Genomic DNA, 17,365 nt, shown 5'->3' with positions numbered 1-17,365 from the left:
GCACGCATTAAAATACAATCATATTCCTGTAAAACAGCTCGAATTGACGAACATATAACTATTTAATACAAATAGTTGCTTAAATTAACCTTATTTTAACTAAAGCTTGCATATAGCTAATTAAATAGCTGTTATTCGCCATTTTTATTAAACATAAAAAAAGCGCCAAAAGGCGCTTTAATTAAAATGCTCAAATTGCATTAATGGGCTTGTTCCCAGTTGTCACCTTCGTCGGCTTCAACAATAAGCGGCACATCAAGCGCTGCAGCTTGCGACATCAGCTCACAAATATGCTTTGTGTATTCTGGTGCGCAGTCTGTTTTAATTTCAAATACCAATTCATCGTGTACTTGCATAAGTAACTTAATCGTATTTGGCGCTTGTTCGTGTACCCAGCGGTTAACGCTCAGCATTGCCTTTTTAATAATATCAGCAGCAGTACCTTGCATTGGCGCATTAATAGCAGCACGTTCGGCTCCTTTTCTGCGCGCCCCATTACGTGCGTTTATTTCTGGCAAATGTAGGCGGCGACCAAATATTGTTTCAACATAGCCATTTTCAGCCGCTTTTTCACGTGTTGTTTCCATGTACTCTAATACACCTGGAAAACGCTCAAAGTACTTATCTATGTAATGCTGCGCTTCATGGCGTGGCACATCTAGTTGACGTGCTAAACCAAATGCAGACATACCGTAAATTAAGCCAAAGTTTACTGCTTTCGCCTTGCGGCGCATATCGGTAGTTACATCATCAAGCTCTACACCAAATACTTCCGCGGCAGTTGCACTGTGTACATCTAAGCCGTTAGCAAATGCATTTAATAGACCTTTGTCTTGTGAAAGGTGCGCCATAATACGCAGCTCAATTTGGCTGTAATCGGCAGCGACAATTTTATAACCATCTGCAGCTATAAACGCTTCACGAATTCGACGCCCTTCTTCTGAACGAATAGGAATATTTTGTAAATTAGGATCGGTTGAACTCAAGCGCCCCGTCGCTGTAATTGCCTGATGATAAGACGTATGTACACGCTGGGTTTTCTCATTCACCATTAATGGTAATTTATCGGTATAAGTTGATTTAAGCTTTGATAAACCACGATGCTCTATAATTACTTTAGGTAGTGGATAATCATGAGCAAGCTCTTGCAATACTTCTTCTGCGGTAGAAGGTGCACCTTTAGGTGTTTTTTTGATAATAGGCAGGCCAAGCTTTTCAAACAACAGTACTTGTAGTTGCTTAGGGGAGCTTAAATTAAATGGTTCGCCTGCTATTTCAAATGCTTCTTTTTCAAGCTCAATTAAACGCTCGCCTAAACGCATGCTATGCGCTGCAAGCATATTGCTATCTATTGCAACGCCGGTTCGTTCAATATCAGAAATCACACTAACAAGTGGCATTTCTATATCTTCGAATACAGATTTTAGCTTTTCATCAGCCGCTATTTTTGGCCAAAGCACTTCATGTAGGCGCAAAGTAATATCGGCATCTTCTGCAGCGTAAGGCGCAGCTTTTTCAAGTTCAATTTGGTTAAAGGTAAGTTGCTTTTTACCTTTGCCAGCAATATCTTCAAAGCTAATATTTTTATGACCTAGATATTTAAGTGCTAGCGAGTCCATATCGTGGCGTGTACCCACACTATTAAATACGTATGACTCAAGCATGGTGTCAAACTTAATACCGTTTAGCGCAAAACCTGCATTCGCTAATACACTTTTGTCGTATTTAAGGTTTTGCCCTACTTTAGCTTTATTTTCATCGGCCAAAATTGGACCTAGCTTTTGCATTACAAATTCAAGACTTAATTGCTCAGGCGCACCCGGGTAATCATGCGCTAGAGGTAAATACACAGCTTCACCCGCTTTTACGGCAAAACTCATACCCACTAATTGCGCTTTCATATAATCAAGGCTGGTAGTTTCTGTATCAAATGCAAATAACTCGGCACTATTTAATTGCTCTATTAACGCATCAAATTGCGCTTGCGTTAAAATAGTTTCGTAATGGGCATCTTCTACTTTTGGTAATTCAGTGGCTTCGGTAGGTACAGCTAAATGTGTTTCTGCATCTTTGGGGTTATCTAGTAACTCAGCTAACCAACGACGAAATTCACACTCACCATATAGTGCAATTAATTCGTCTTTATTTGGCTCTTGTAATTTGAACGTATCAAGATCTGATTCGACTTCAACATCGCACTTAATTGTTGCAAGCTCGTAGCTTAAAGGCAGATGATCGAGAGCTGCAGCTAACTTTTCACCTATTTTCCCCTTAATCTCACTTGCGTGATCCATTACACCTTGCAACGAGCCATATTTCTCTAACCACTTAACGGCCGTTTTTGGACCACAGCCTTCAACACCTGGGATATTATCGACCTTATCGCCCATTAGTGCCAAGTAATCGATAATAAGTTCGGGGCCTACACCAAACTTTTCAACTACGGTAACAGGGTCTGAAATACTGTCGGTCATCGTGTTTATTAATGTAACGTGTTCATTTACAAGTTGCGCCATATCTTTATCGCCAGTGGAGACAAGGACATGCCGTTTTTGCTCAGTTGCAATGCGTGCAAATGTGCCAATAACATCATCAGCTTCAACGCCTTCGATACTAATTAGCGGAAAACCCATCGCTTTGATAATGCTATGTATTGGTGCTATTTGCGTACGTAAGTCATCCGGCATCGGCGGGCGATTTGCCTTATATTCGCTATACATATCGTTACGGAACGTTTTGCCTTTAGCGTCAAATATAACCACCATGTGTGAGGGATCATATTGTCTGATCAAGCTTTTAAGCATGTTGATCACGCCATAAATAGCGCCCGTAGCCTCACCTTTAGAATTAGTTAAATGCGGCGGAGAATGATAAGCACGAAATAAATATGACGAGCCATCAACTAAAATAAGTGGGTTTTCGGGGATCTGAGCCATGGTGAATTTGGATCCTAAATGCAAAAAATTAAGGTAATTATAAGCATGCCATAAGGTAGTAAATAAAACGACTGTGAATTACTGTTTATCGTGTTATTAAAACTAGAGCAAGCTGTGGATAAGTGTGTAGATAACAGCCACGAGCTATTCTTCCAAAGCATTATAAAATGCCTAGAAAATACTTTAACTGTATGTTTTAATTTAAAAAAGATAATACGAGGTTCTTTTTTTATTATTTTAAACCAATGTGGAAAAAGGTTTTCTAACGACTGCTTCTGTTGTTATTCACTTTGATTATTCGCGTCCATTTAAATAACCGGAGGAGTATTCTAGCACAATGGATCGAAGATCATAGCGATCCTTTATAATTTTTTTAAAGGCAAAGTGATCGCAAATGGCATAAACCGCAAAACGACTTGCACTGCGAATGATTTTTGTACTAAAAATTTATTTTCGCGAGAAATTTTGAGCATGTTAAACTTCATCCGATCGACTTATAAAAAAGACTTTAGGGGCACAAAAGCATGAAAAACGTAGCTGTAATATTAGCAGGGTCTGGTGTGTACGATGGTAGTGAAATTAATGAAGCAATTTTAACTTTATTACATATAGCCAAAAATGGCGCAACGTATCAGTGTTTTGCACCAGATATTGAACAACTTCATACCATTAACCATTTAACAGGTGAAGTAATGCCTGATAAACGCAATGTATTAACAGAAGCTGCTCGCATTGCACGAGGTGACATTAAATCAATGATTGAACTAGACGTGACTCAGTTTGACGCATTAATTGTACCTGGCGGTTTCGGTGCTGCAAAAAACTTATGCGATTTTGCAATTAAAGGCGCAAAAGCAAATATCAATCAGGACGTCCTTAATGCTTGTAAATCATTTGCAAAAGCAAATAAGCCTGCAGGTTATATGTGTATTGCACCCGCATTGATCCCATTTATTTACGATAACGCCGCACTTACTATTGGTAACGATGCAGAGACAGCACAAGCGCTAAGCACATTAGGCGCTAAACATATAGATTGTGCGGTTGACGGTGTAGTTATCGATGAACCAAATAAGTTAGTTACCACCCCTGCTTACATGTTGGCAGAATCGATTCTTGAAGCCGACGCAGGGATCGCAAAACTAGTTAGTAGCGTATTATCAATAAATTGATTTTGATCTTAGGATCTAAAAAGTTAATTGAATGACTGTTTGCGCTTATTAAATTGCTTAACAAAAAACAGTAAATAATTAAATTTTATTGCGTTAACGCAAAAAGTAGTCAGTTTTATTAATAAAAACGGCTCTTAGCATTTTATAAATTGGCTCAGAGAGTTATAATCGGTTTAATTTCCGTCATCTTTAATCGTGATTGATCACGTTCAAATCGAAGTGAGCAAGGCAAAATGAAAAAATTAACAGCTGCAGCATTATTATTGCTAGCAACCACTGCATACGCACAGCCATATGATAACTCTATGACTGAAGATGCAATTAAAGCACGTCTCGCGCCGGTTGGTGCTGTATACCTTGAAGGCGATAAAGCTGCAGTTGCAGCGGCGCCTACAGGTCCTCGTTCTGGTGAGCAAGTATATCAAGGTGCATGTTTTGCATGTCACGGCACTGGTGCACTAGGCGCGCCTAAATCGGCTGACGATTGGGCTCCACGTATTGCTAAAGGTAAAGATACTTTACTTGAGCATGCGCTAAATGGCTTTAATGCTATGCCTCCAAAAGGCACGTGTATGGATTGTTCTGATGATGAGATTAGTGCTGCTATCGACTTTATGACATCTAAATAAGCTCGATTGAAATATACAAAAAAGGTTTACTTCTGTAAGCCTTTTTTAATGCCTAAAATAGTGTATCTAGCTACTGCTTTAGTAGGAATATCAACTTGACGATAAGCACTAAAAGTGAAAGTATAAGGCTAATAACTATACAATAAAAATAGCCGGTTAGATCATTGGAAGATAAACTATCAGTATCGAGTAAATTGGCGTATCAAAATAAACGCCTTAGAGCGCTTCTCGAAAAATACAAACAATCACATCACTTACAAAATGCCCTGATCCAATTATCAGAGCAGGCAAGTACTGTGGCCGAGCTAACCCTGCTATACCCCGCCATCCATGATATTTTACAAAAGTACGTACCTAGTAAAAGTTTTTATGTGGTGCTGCTAAATCAATACAGCCAATCACTAGAACTTTCTTACTTTTCAGATGAAAAAGATGGTATTGCCGTCGCCCTTAACCAATCAAATAGCTTTGATGAAGGCGCCACGGGTTATGTATTTAAACAGGGTAAAACTACATGTTTTACCAAGCAGCAAATGCAAGATGCTGCAGCAGAAGGTTTATTTAAAGCATTAGGCACTCCTGCCGAACACTGGGTAGGCGTACCGGTTTACCAAGAACACAATATTATCGGTGTATTAGCAGCGCAAAGTTACGATACAAAACAAGGCTATAGCTCACAGCAAATACAATTACTCGAGTTTATGTCGCTTTATTTGGCAACAGCAATAGAGCGTGTAAAAAAACGAGAGCTCCTTGAGTCAGAGGTTAAAATTCGCACCCGCGCACTCACTCAAAGTAACGATGCACTAAACCTTGAAATAGAGCAGCGTAAACGCGCACTTCAACGCCAACAAATTCTATTTAAAATATCTGAGATAGCAACACAAGCTAAAAACCTTGATGACGCTTATTTTAAGATACACGAAATAATAAAAACAATTACCTACGCAGAAAACTTATATATTGCACTTTATGATAAAGAAACAGGGTGGATTAGTTTTCCTTATTGCGTAGATGAATTTAAAGAAAATACACAGCCAAGACGCTTTGCTAAAGGTTATAGCGAACTGGTAATAAGCACCGAAGAAACACAACTAATACACCCATGTAGAGCAAAAGAATTAATAGAAAGCGGTGTGGTACAACGTTCAGCACCTGTGCCAAAAGAGCAAATGGCCACTAGCTGGTTAGGCGCTCCACTTAAAACAGCTCAAGGTGTTATCGGCCTTATTGTTTGCCAAGCCTACGATAACAAACATATTTTCAGCCGAGATGATTGCGAGTTAATTACCTTTGTATCGCATCAAATTGCAGCTGTTTTACAAACAAAGCTCGTCAATCAAGCAATTGCAAAAAGCCATCAAGAACTCGAATTTAGAGTAAACGAAAAAACCAAAGAATTGCGTCAAACTAATCTGCACTTACAAATGCAAATAGATGAGCGAAAAAAAATAGAGCAGCAGCTTTATCATGATGCACATCACGATTCACTTACGAGCTTGCCTAATCGTAGTCTATTTTTAACTCAGCTCGAAAAAACGCTACAACATTATCAACGTTTTCCTGAGCACCACTTTGCTGTTTTGTTTATCGATTTAGATAAATTTAAAGATATTAACGATCAGCTTGGCCACCATGCAGGCGATCAATTTTTAATTAACGTAAGTGAGTTATTTGCCCAATGTATACGCGAGCATGATTTACTAGCACGCTTAGGCGGGGATGAATTTGTTATTTTATTAACCCATTTAACTGAGCCTCAACAAGCAGAAGATGTTGCAAATCGTATTATAGATTTAATGAAAAAACCTTTTTATCTTAAAGGTGAGTCTTTACAAAGTGGCGCAAGTATAGGGATAACCTACTCAAAGAAAAGCTATACGCATACAGATGAAATTATTCGTGATGCCGATGCCGCCATGTATCACGCCAAAAACTCAGGAAAAAATCGTTACGAGTTATTTCATCCGCTATTAACGCAATCAATACCTGCGCAGACTCTAAAAGCACAACATCACCTTGATATATTACCTATGAGTTTTAGAAGCTCAGAAATAATTACGCTTGATGAGCAACAACAGTCTGAATCTTTATTTGAAGCATTTGGTGAACACCCAATACTTGGCTTTACTAGCTTTGATATTTTGAAAAAGTTTGCATCAGATAAAGAGCAGCATCTGCAAGTAGAGTTACAACTATTACAACGCGCCTATGCACAAGCAATTACTGCAAATGTAGCTATGGCATTGGTTCCTTGCTCTGGTTTGCTACTTGAGGAACACGAATTTGTTTTATTTACAGATACGCTAAATAAACAACAAGGACAAAGCCAACTCTGTTTATTATTTGATGAACAAGAAATTCGCCACGCATGTGCAACGCAAATAAAAAACCTCAAAACGCTATCACAACTTGGTTATTCAATTGGTTTAAACAATTTTGCTAAAGACAGGTGCGAACTTAATTTACTAACCGATATTAATTTTGATTATTTACTACTTAGCTCGACCTTTAGTAAACGTGTTTTACAACAAGAAAGTTACGATTTTCAGCTGCAGGGCGTGCTTGCAATTACAAAGCTCAAAGCAATGAAGGTCATTGCTAAAGGCCCATCAATACTTAATTTTAGAGCTTTATTAGATAAACACGGTTTGGCATTTTTTGTAGGTAAACAACACGCTTTAATATGCTCTGAGTTACCTGAAGTGCAAGCAACCCAGTCTTTATAAAGTTAGCCTGAGGTATTACTCAGGCTTTTTAAACATCGCTCGTAAGTTAGCGACTCTTGCTTGGCCTTTTTCCATGCGCTCTGCTTGGGTATTTGGCGCCTTTTTGTTTTCGAACGCAAGATCGTCCTGCGGTAACTCTTGTACAAATCGGCTTAATTCAGTTTGTGAGGTTTCACCAAATTGACGACGTATCTTTGCATAAGTAAGTGTTAACTCCTGCTGAGCACGAGTAATACCAACATAAGCTAAGCGACGTTCTTCATCTACGTTGTCCTCATCAATACTTACCTGATGCGGAAGTAAACCCTCTTCCATACCCACCATAAATACGTATGGGTACTCTAAGCCCTTTGATGCATGTAGTGTTGATAAGTGCACTGCATCGGTTTCATCTTCTTCTTCGTTACGCTCAAGCATATCTCGAAGGGTTAGCTTGCTAACAACCTCGGCTAATGTCATTGGTTCGTTGTCGGCATCACCTGTCAACATATCTGTTATCCAACGATACAGCTCTGATACGTTTTTCATACGCATTTCAGCCGCTTTTGCACTCGGTGACGACTCGTACAAATATGCCTCGTAATTAATATTACGCACTAAGTCTTTAACAGCTTCGAGCGTATCACCGCGTACTGCGTTATCAGATAGCTCAACAACCCAGCGTGCAAACCCAGCAAGCGCATTAAAGCCACGCCCTTTTAGTCTGTAGCCTAAATCGTTATCAAAACAGGTAGCAAACAAGCTCGCGTGCTTTTCATTAGCAAGCGTACCAAGCTTTTCAAGGGTAACCGTACCTATTTCGCGTCGCGGTGTATTTACGATACGTAAAAAAGCATTGTCATCATCTTGATTAACTAGCAAACGTAAATACGCCATAATATCTTTAATTTCTGAGCGAGCGAAAAACGACATACCGCCACTAATTTTATAAGGGATACGGTTACTCATTAGTGATTTTTCAAAGCCACGTGCTTGATGATTACCACGATATAAAATCGCGTAATCTTTATAGCTGGTTCGCTTCATAAACTTATGTGAAATTATTTCAGCAACCACACGCTCAGATTCATGCTCTTCATCGCGGCACCCTATTACTTTAATCGGCTCACCATAACCTAGCTCACTAAATAGCTTTTTCTCTATATCGTGAGGGTTATTGGCAATTAAAATGTTAGCCGCTTTTAGTATTCGCCCTGCACTTCGATAGTTTTGTTCAAGCTTTATAAGTCTAAGCCCTGGGTAGTCTTTACCTAATAACACTAAGTTTTGCGGGCGAGCACCACGCCATGAGTAAATTGATTGATCGTCATCACCTACCACAGTAAAACGGGCACGCTCGCCTACTAGCAATTTAACAAGTTGATATTGGCTTGTATTGGTATCTTGATACTCATCCACCAGCAAGTATTTAAAGCGTTGCTGCCAGCGCTCACGAGATGTGGCGTTATTAGTAAGTAACAAAGTAGGGATCATAATTAAATCATCAAAATCCAGTGCGTTATAAGCACGCAGTTGATTTTGATAACGAGCATACAGCTGTGCAAACAATGCCTTTTGCGCATCACGCGCTTCGCGTATTGCTTGCTCTGGCAGTACTAATTCGTTTTTCCAACTACCAATTTCCATTTTAAGTAGTTTGAGTAAGTCCTTGTCTTTTTTTAGCTCATCTTCGGTGAGTTCACTAAGAAGCTGATTGGTATCTTGATCATCAAATAGCGAAAAGCCGGGTTTAAACCCTAATGTGCTTAACTCTTTTTTTATTATTTCTAAACCGAGTGTATGAAACGTTGATACCCATAAACCTTTAGCGTCTTGCTTACCGAGCGTTTGCAGTACTCGCTCACGCATTTCTTTGGCTGCTTTATTGGTAAAAGTAACGGCGGCAATATTTCGCGCTTTGTACTCACATTTTTTCACTAAATAAGCGATTTTATTCGTAATAACACGGGTTTTACCAGAGCCTGCGCCCGCGAGTACTAAGCAGGGACCACTAATATATTTTACGGCTTCATCTTGTTTAGGATTGAGTTTCATAACGACCAAAGAAATTTAAAAGACACGCAATTTTAACGTAACCATTACAGCGAGCATAGCAATTGCCTTAATTAATTAAGGTAAAGATGATCATGTGTTAAATACCGTGGGTATAAGGTAATATTAGTTATTATCATTTAGGCAATGCCGAAGGGACAAATATGATCAACCCAGCAAAACTTGAAGAAATTGCTAAGCAAATTACTAGCAATATGCCACAAGGTGTAAAAAACCTAGCAGACACACTCGAAGGTAAAACAAAGCAAGTTCTACAAAACAAGCTTGCTGAGATGGACTTTGTGAGCCGTGAAGAATTTGATGTGCAAAGCCAAGTACTTATTCGTACTCGCGAAAAGTTAACCGAACTTGAAGCTAAAGTTTCATTGCTTGAGCAACAACTTAGCGCTAAAACTGACGCTGAATAATTATACCAATTGCATTAAATTAGTGTTCTATTATAGCGATAAGAAAATAGCTCAATAACAAGGCTAAAATTATGGTACATAGTTGTTCTATATAAATAATTTTTAACGTAGTTAGTGAGTTATTTAATACGCTAAAATGATCATTTTTTTAATAAAATTGGTATTAATTTAATGTACAAAAAAGGCAGCTTAGGCTGCCTTTTGCGTTTTACTCAGTTTATTCAAATAGCTCATCAAGTACATAATAAGACAACTTAGCCCGCTGAGCTAAACTCACACTCAGCATTTTTTGCGCAACTTGCTCGCCAGTTATTGGTTTGTAACGCTTTAAAAACGCAAATCGTGTAATAACAGGAAAAATAATACTGCCTATCTTTTCTGCCACTCTAAATTGCTCACGATCACCTAATAATAAAGATGGTTGTAAAATACTTATTTTATCAAAAGGGAGTGCTTTAATATGTTGCTCAAGCTCTCCCTTCATTTTCAAATAAGCACTATTACTGTGTGTATTTGCCCCGCTTGATGACACTAAGCAATAATGCGTAACGCCATTACATGCCGCTAACTGCGCCGCTATAAACTGATAATCAAAATCTACTTTACGCTGAGCGTGTATCGAGCCCGCTCGTTTACGGGTTGTGCCCAAACACGAAAACAATACATCACCTTTAAAAAGCTCAACATATTGAGTTAATTTTTCAAAATCAATAACGTGATTAACTAGCTTTGCATGTGTGACAGGCAGAGCTCGACGGCTTAACGTAACTACTTTTGTATAACGATCGCTATTAAGTAACTTATGGAGCAACTCATTACCGACCAAGCCTGTAGCACCTATTAACACCGCCGTTTTAGTCATGGATTTATTTATTTTCACCCACTTTTTTAAGTACGTACTGTACTGCTTTTTTGTAGCTTTGTGTTTCTTCACTCGCGCACGTTACTACAGATTCTAAATCATGAAGATGGCCGTTTTCTAAACCATAAACCCAACCATGAACGCTTAGTTCTTGGCCTCGCTCCCAGGCATCTTGCACAATGTTAGTACGACACACATTACGTACTTGCTCAATTACATTTAGCTCAATAAGGCGGCTTAAACGTTCGCTTTCTGGCATTGCGTCAAGTTGTTCAAGATGCTTTTCTTTTACATCTCCTACATGGCGTAGCCAATTATCAATAAAGCCAAATTTAGCATTGTTTAAAACGGCTTGTACGCCACCACAACCATAGTGACCGACTACCATTATATGTTTTACTTTTAAAACCTCTACAGCGTACTGCATAACCGATAAGCAGTTATGGTCAGTGTGTACAACCACGTTAGCAACGTTACGATGTACAAATAATTCGCCTGGTAATAAATCAACTATTTGATTTGCAGGTACACGAGAGTCTGAACAACCAATCCATAAATACTCTGGATTTTGTTGCATAGATAAAATTTTAAAAAACTCAGGGTCTGCTTCACTTGTACGAGCAGCCCAACGTTTGTTGTTATCGAATAAATTTTTTAACTTTCTCATTGCATCTCTTATTAAGTCAGGACGGAAATTTAATGGACATTAGCAAGAATCAAAATATTACGAGGCGTTAACTGCTTTTCACAAAACGTTTTAACGCTTACTTGATAACCTTGCTGTTGCAAATATAAAGCACGATCGAGCACAAGCCAAACTTCAATTGCCCTTCTGAACACATGTCGAACCAGTTCAACTCGGTCAGTTATTTTTTTTCGAGCCCCCCCAACCTCTAAATATTTAATATAATCAGTGTCTTGAGGTAATTTTATTGCCTTTTTATCTGCAGCCCATGCACAAAACGATTTAAACGAATCTGAGAATATAGCTTTGTTGACCGAAGGTACGCTTACGTAATATTGCTCGCCAGTGATCGACTTTCTTAGTGCATCAAAACCAAGTCGCCACTCAAGTTCTGTTTTACGTACTTTTTCCAGACGAGAAGGCGCTGTGACAGTTTCTTGTAATGCGAGCTTTAAATCACGATGCGTTAGATTAAGCTCACTTTTATTTGCATCCTCACTCATTGCACGGTACTCATTAGCCGTGAATAAATGGTAGCAACAAGGTGAAAAGCTAATTTGCTGTACTTTCGCTAAACTTGCTTGGCGCATAAATGCTTGGTGTAAGCCACCGCATGCGTGAAGTGCTACAGCATGCATATCTGTATTAAAAAATTGAGTGATATCGTCTTTTAATACATCTGCTTGGCTAAAGTGCATTGCTAAGCCTTGTTGCTGTGCACTTTTTTGTCCTTGTTCGCATAAGCTTTGTTGCAGCTCAATACTATGCACATTACTTGCGCCATTAAACGCAAGCATTCGACCTAAGTGCCCTTTACCCGCGCACCATTCTAAAACAGGTTGTTTGGTATTAGGTAGTGCAGATACAAAATCTTGTAACTGTGCAAACTTACGACCTTTAATGCCGTTACTTATCCAAAATGGATAATCAGCTTGAGAGTGGGCTGAGCTAGGTAACTCGCATAACTTTGCAAGTTCATCAAGTTGGCTTATATGTTGGCTAAAAAATTGGTATAGCTGGTTTTGATCGTTATCAAGAACGCTTACCTGATCATCAGTTAGTTCGCTAAGTATGCCTTGTAGCTCTGGCCAAGGTATAGTGTCAAAATCAAATGCAGTGCACTGCCAATACTGACGATGATGCATTAAAAGTGAATCAAGTGCTAAAAATTGCTCAGCTAAAGTCATAACAGCTTAAAAAATAAAAAAGACAATTAATTATATCAGCTTCGTGAATTACCTAAGCAGTTAATTTTTACTAAAAATCAGCCGTAAATACAAAGGTATTGAAATAATACTTACCAAAATAGCTGCCATGAGCATCCACGATAACTGCATCTTTTCAGGTTCTTGGTATTTATAAATAAAGTGAGATTTTACTTCGTCAAATTCGTTTTGCTGTATGCCATATAAGTCCGCAATTAAGCGCCACTTTGCTATCGACATATGTCCTAAACTGGTGGTGGGTGGGGTTATATAACTTTTTAGTACTTCAGCCTCAAAAGCGAGCTGATAAAAGCTTTTACCCGGTGCATAGTTTTGCTGGGTGACTGCAATGGCTTCATCCATGTTCATCATTGCATAACGCCACCCTTTTAGGCTCGCTTGGTAGAATTTTTCGACCGTTTGAGGATTTTTCTTAAGCATGTTTTCGCTGGTAAATAAAATGTCGCTATATACGTCCATACCATAACGCTGTGGGCAAACAAGTCGATGAGCAACGCCTTGTTGAGTCATATAATAAGGCTCTGTAGTAACATACACTTGCATAGCATCTAGCTTGTTTTCAATCCAAGCCTGGCCTGGGTTTTCGCCATCGTAAACTTTGAGTTTATCGACATCAACGCCACTGCGTTTAAGCATAATAAGTAGTTCGGTGCCATCATTTTTGCTTACCGCAGTGATACGTTTATTAACAAAGTCACGTGGATGAAAAATATCAGACGTGTCTTTAACCATCCAGCAGTAAGGTGAAAATTGCAATAAGGCAGCCATAGCAACAAGAGGTTGGCCATTTATACGTTGCTGTAAAATACCAGAATGCCCTACTCCAAATTGTGCTTCGCCACTGGCGACAGGAGCAAAGGTATCAGGTTTCATTGGATTAGCTTGTTTAATGGTTACATCAAGGCCCGCTTCATTATAAAAGCCTTTTTGCTTTGCCATATAGTAGCCAGCAAACTGAAACTGATGTGTCCATTTTAGCTGTAATGTGACTGATTCTTGCGCCGCGATATGGCTACAAAAAAAGCACAATCCAATGATTAATCCTTTAAATAGCAACTAGGTGTCCTCAAAAAGTATGACGATTACCTGTAACTATATGTAAAACGTGTAATAAAGCAAGCACCCTAGTTAGGTGCCTGCCTTTAAAGAAGGGCTATACTGAGGCGAGTTTTTCGGCTTTTTCTGCTTGGGGCTTTGATGTTAAGAATTGGCTAAAGCACGGATTTTGTGTTTCATCTTGTACACTGTAACCTAAACGGTTTAAGTGCTCGTTAAACATCTCATACTGACTCGGCTCAATAGCAAAACCTGCCAGTACATTCCCCATCGAACCACCGTGATTACGATAATGAAATAAGGTAATGTTCCAATTACTACCTAAAGTATCTAAAAAGCGTGCAAGCGCACCTGGATACTCTGGAAATTCAAAGCGAAGTAAGCGCTCATGTAATTGCTCGGGTGCTTTTCCGCCAACCATATAGCGCACATGTAATTTAGCGAGTTCGTTATCCGACAGATCGCAAAATTGGTAATCATTATTTGTTAGGTCTTGCTTTAGCTCATTAAGCTCTTGCTCGCCTTGGCGCAGGGCAATACCTACAAATATTTGTGCTTCACCAGGTCCTGCATAACGGTAGTTAAACTCAGTAATAGCACGGCCACCTAAAGAAGCGCAAAACTGTTTAAAGCTGCCTTTTTCTTCTTTAATAGTAACCGCTAATAACGCTTCGTTTTTTTCACCCAGCGCAGTGCGCTCTGCAACATAACGCAGGCGATCAAAGTTTAAATTAGCACCGGATAAAACAGCCGCTAAATGTAACCCTTTTAAACCCGACTGCTGGCTCCATTTTTTAAGCCCTGCCGTTGCAAGTGCACCTGAAGGTTCTGCTATTGCACGGGTAGATACAAAAATATCCTGCATGGCAGCACATATTTCGTCGCTGGTGACGGTTATAACTTCATCACAAAACTTTTGCGCTAAGCGAAATGTTTCAGTGCCAATAATTTTAACCGCTACGCCATCAGCAAAACTGCCAACGCGCTCAAGCTCTACCGGTTTACCTGCTTTAAGTGCCGCTTGTAAACATGCACTTTCGTCGGCCTCTACACCAATTACTTTTATATCTGGACGTAGCGATTTAATATAAACCGCCATCCCAGCAAGTAAACCGCCGCCGCCAACAGGAATAAACACCGCATCGAGCTCGTTTAATTGCTGCATAAGCTCACGTGCTACAGTACCTTGACCAACAATGACGTCTGGGTCATCAAATGGTGGAACAAATATACCGTTTCGTTGCTCTGTAAGCTCAAGCGCATGTGCTTTTGCAGCATCAAAATGATGCCCATGTAGCACAACTTCACCGCCAAGCGCACGTACCGCACTTACTTTTATTTCAGGCGTTGTTACTGGCATTACAATTGTAGCTTGATGCCCTAAGTGAGAAGCACTTAGTGCAACCCCTTGAGCGTGATTACCCGCTGAAGCAGTGATAACCACTGAGCCTTTAGGTAATTTATTTAATTTGTTATACGCACCGCGTAATTTAAATGAATACACGGGCTGTTGGTCTTCACGCTTTAACCAAACATGGTTACCTAATTTAGCACCGAGCTCAGCCATTTCGCTGACCTCGGTAACTTTAGCCAAAGGCTCCATGTTTGCTTGAATAATAGCGCGAAAATAATCGAGCTCTTGAGAGACCATAATTAACTAAGCGCCTCCAATTTAGCTAAGTCACGCACTGCGCCTTTATCAGCACTTGTTGCAAGTAATGCATAAGCCTTTAAAGCAGACGATACATAGCGCTCACGATCAACTGGTTTGTAAGCCAGTTTTCCGCGTGCTAATTGTTTTTGTTTACGTGCTTCAAGCTCTTCATCACTTAACGCTAACGTAATTTCACGGGTTGCGATATCAATAATGATTTTGTCGCCATTTTCAACATAAGCAATTGCACCACCACTTGCCGCCTCTGGTGACACATGACCAATTGATAAACCCGAAGTACCACCCGAAAAGCGACCATCAGTAATAAGTGCACATTTTTCAGCTAGTCCTTTTGATTTTAAGTAGCTAGTTGGGTATAGCATTTCTTGCATACCAGGGCCGCCTCTAGGGCCTTCGTAACGAATAACCACGATATCACCGGCTTTTACTTCATCGTTTAAAATACCTTCTACAGAATCATCTTGTGACTCGTACACGACTGCAGTACCTTCAAAATGTAGCATTTCATCAACAACGCCAGCGCTTTTAACAATACAGCCATCAACTGCTAAATTACCCGAAAGTACAGCTAAGCCACCATCTTGACGAAAAGCGTGTTCGACACTTCGGATACACCCATTAACACGGTCGTTATCACCCTCGTCCCAACGACACTCTTGGCTCATTGCTTTAGTGGTACGAATGCCCGCAGGGCCAGCACGGTAAAATTTGCGCGCCGCTTCGTTAGTAGGATCTGTTGCATCCCATTTTTTAACGAGCTCAGCCATAGTTGACCCAGCAACATGATTAACTGACATATCAACTAAGCCTGCTTTGCCAAGTTCACGTACGATTGCCATCATGCCGCCTGCGCGGTGCACATCTTCAATGTGATATTCAGGTGTCGCTGGTGCAACTTTACATAAAAATGGTGTTTTACGAGAGAGCGCATCAATGTGCGACATATCAAAATCAACGCCCGCTTCTTGCGCTGCAGCAAGTAAATGCAATACCGTATTTGACGAGCCACCCATTGCAATATCAACAACCATTGCATTCATAAAGGCTGTTTTGTTAGCAATAGCACGTGGCAATACATCTTGATTATCTTTTTGATAATACTCACGACATAAATCAACAATACGAGCCCCCGCTTCAACATAAAGTTGTTTACGGTCTTTATGAGTCGCAAGCGTGGTACCATTACCCGGAAGTGCTAAACCAATCGCTTCTAACAAACAGTTCATTGAGTTTGCAGTAAACATGCCTGAACAAGAGCCACATGTTGGACACGCAGAACGCTCTACTTGCTCTGAATCTGCATCACTTACCGATTCATCAGCGCCTTTAACCATGGCATCTACTAAATCAAGTTTAATATCGATGTTAGCAAGCTTAGTTTTACCTGCTTCCATTGGACCGCCTGATACAAATATTACCGGAATATTTAAGCGTAGTGCTGCAAGCATCATTCCTGGAGTAATTTTGTCGCAGTTTGAAATACAAATCATCGCATCAGCACAATGACCATTTACCATATATTCAACTGAGTCAGCAATTAAGTCGCGCGAAGGCAGCGAATAAAGCATGCCGCCGTGACCCATTGCAATACCATCATCAATCGCAATAGTATTAAATTCTTTAGGGACGCCACCGGCTTGTGTAATGGTTTCAGCCATAAGTTCACTTAGCTGATTAAGGTGAACATGCCCTGGTACAAATTGTGTAAACGAGTTAACTACGGCAATAATCGGCTTACCAAAATCGGTGTCGGTCATACCTGTTGCGCGCCATAATGCACGAGCGCCTGCGCGTTTACGCCCTTCAGTTGTTGTTGCACTTCTTAATTTAGCCATAGTTACCTCAGTTTTTGCCGCAAAATAAGCGGGCATTCCTCATTCTAAAATTGGTGAGTAACCGAGTGATTCAGTTACTCGTAAATTGTTTTTCAGTTCGT

12 protein-coding genes are annotated in these 17,365 nt (G+C 39.9%); 4 read left to right on the top strand and 8 right to left on the bottom strand.

What is annotated here, in order from left to right; all coding sequences use genetic code 11:
* Positions 1–200 precede the first annotated feature (200 nt).
* On the bottom strand, positions 201–2,936 hold the full coding sequence (gene polA, locus RB214_RS01730; protein WP_309168113.1) for a DNA polymerase I: 2,736 nt from the start codon (positions 2,934–2,936) through the stop codon (positions 201–203).
* 524 nt (positions 2,937–3,460) lie between these two features.
* Between polA and elbB the strand changes: the two genes are divergently transcribed.
* The 3 genes from elbB to RB214_RS01715 all read left to right on the top strand — a co-directional run bounded on the left by elbB (position 3,461) and on the right by RB214_RS01715 (position 7,466).
* Positions 3,461–4,108: an isoprenoid biosynthesis glyoxalase ElbB gene (elbB, locus tag RB214_RS01725; RefSeq protein ID WP_309168111.1), complete on the top strand. Its 648-nt coding sequence runs from the start codon at positions 3,461–3,463 to the stop codon at positions 4,106–4,108.
* A gap of 233 nt (positions 4,109–4,341) precedes the next feature.
* Positions 4,342–4,737: a cytochrome c5 family protein gene (locus RB214_RS01720; protein WP_002959908.1), complete on the top strand. Its 396-nt coding sequence runs from the start codon at positions 4,342–4,344 to the stop codon at positions 4,735–4,737.
* Between the two features lie 164 nt (positions 4,738–4,901).
* Positions 4,902–7,466, top strand: a complete 2,565-nt coding sequence (locus RB214_RS01715) for a diguanylate cyclase domain-containing protein (RefSeq protein ID WP_002959907.1) — start codon at positions 4,902–4,904, stop codon at positions 7,464–7,466.
* Positions 7,467–7,481: 15 nt separating this feature from the next.
* On the opposite strand, the gene rep is transcribed toward RB214_RS01715, so the two are convergent.
* Positions 7,482–9,500, bottom strand: coding sequence for a DNA helicase Rep (rep, locus tag RB214_RS01710; RefSeq protein WP_024605304.1), 2,019 nt, complete (start codon positions 9,498–9,500; stop codon positions 7,482–7,484).
* A 161-nt stretch (positions 9,501–9,661) separates the two neighbouring features.
* Here rep and RB214_RS01705 point away from each other — a divergent pair, with 161 nt between their 5' ends.
* Positions 9,662–9,925 carry an accessory factor UbiK family protein gene (locus tag RB214_RS01705; protein ID WP_002959905.1) on the top strand — a complete coding sequence of 88 codons (264 nt, stop codon included), beginning with the start codon at positions 9,662–9,664 and terminating at the stop codon, positions 9,923–9,925.
* Positions 9,926–10,142: 217 nt separating this feature from the next.
* Here the strand turns inward: RB214_RS01705 and RB214_RS01700 are convergent, their stop codons facing one another.
* The 6 genes from RB214_RS01700 to ilvD all read right to left on the bottom strand — a co-directional run bounded on the left by RB214_RS01700 (position 10,143) and on the right by ilvD (position 17,264).
* Positions 10,143–10,787, bottom strand: a complete 645-nt coding sequence (locus RB214_RS01700; RefSeq protein WP_290174727.1) for an NAD(P)H-binding protein — start codon at positions 10,785–10,787, stop codon at positions 10,143–10,145.
* 4 nt (positions 10,788–10,791) lie between these two features.
* Positions 10,792–11,454 (bottom strand): carbonate dehydratase, encoded by a 663-nt coding sequence (gene can, locus RB214_RS01695; protein ID WP_039485938.1) that lies wholly within the window; start codon positions 11,452–11,454, stop codon positions 10,792–10,794.
* A 29-nt stretch (positions 11,455–11,483) separates the two neighbouring features.
* Positions 11,484–12,659 (bottom strand): methyltransferase, encoded by a 1,176-nt coding sequence (locus tag RB214_RS01690; protein WP_309168103.1) that lies wholly within the window; start codon positions 12,657–12,659, stop codon positions 11,484–11,486.
* 60 nt (positions 12,660–12,719) lie between these two features.
* Complete coding sequence (locus RB214_RS01685; protein ID WP_052201200.1) at positions 12,720–13,754, bottom strand: ABC transporter substrate-binding protein; 1,035 nt, start codon at positions 13,752–13,754, stop codon at positions 12,720–12,722.
* A 97-nt stretch (positions 13,755–13,851) separates the two neighbouring features.
* Complete coding sequence (gene ilvA, locus RB214_RS01680) at positions 13,852–15,405, bottom strand: threonine ammonia-lyase, biosynthetic (protein ID WP_039485942.1); 1,554 nt, start codon at positions 15,403–15,405, stop codon at positions 13,852–13,854.
* Between the two features lie 2 nt (positions 15,406–15,407).
* Positions 15,408–17,264 carry a dihydroxy-acid dehydratase gene (ilvD, locus tag RB214_RS01675; protein ID WP_024596945.1) on the bottom strand — a complete coding sequence of 619 codons (1,857 nt, stop codon included), beginning with the start codon at positions 17,262–17,264 and terminating at the stop codon, positions 15,408–15,410.
* Between the last annotated feature and the right edge of the window lie 101 nt (positions 17,265–17,365).

This window comes from Pseudoalteromonas sp. HL-AS1 (assembly GCF_031198785.1).
Lineage (GTDB): Bacteria > Pseudomonadota > Gammaproteobacteria > Enterobacterales > Alteromonadaceae > Pseudoalteromonas > Pseudoalteromonas distincta.
This window is presented reverse-complemented; position numbering and strand designations above follow the sequence as displayed.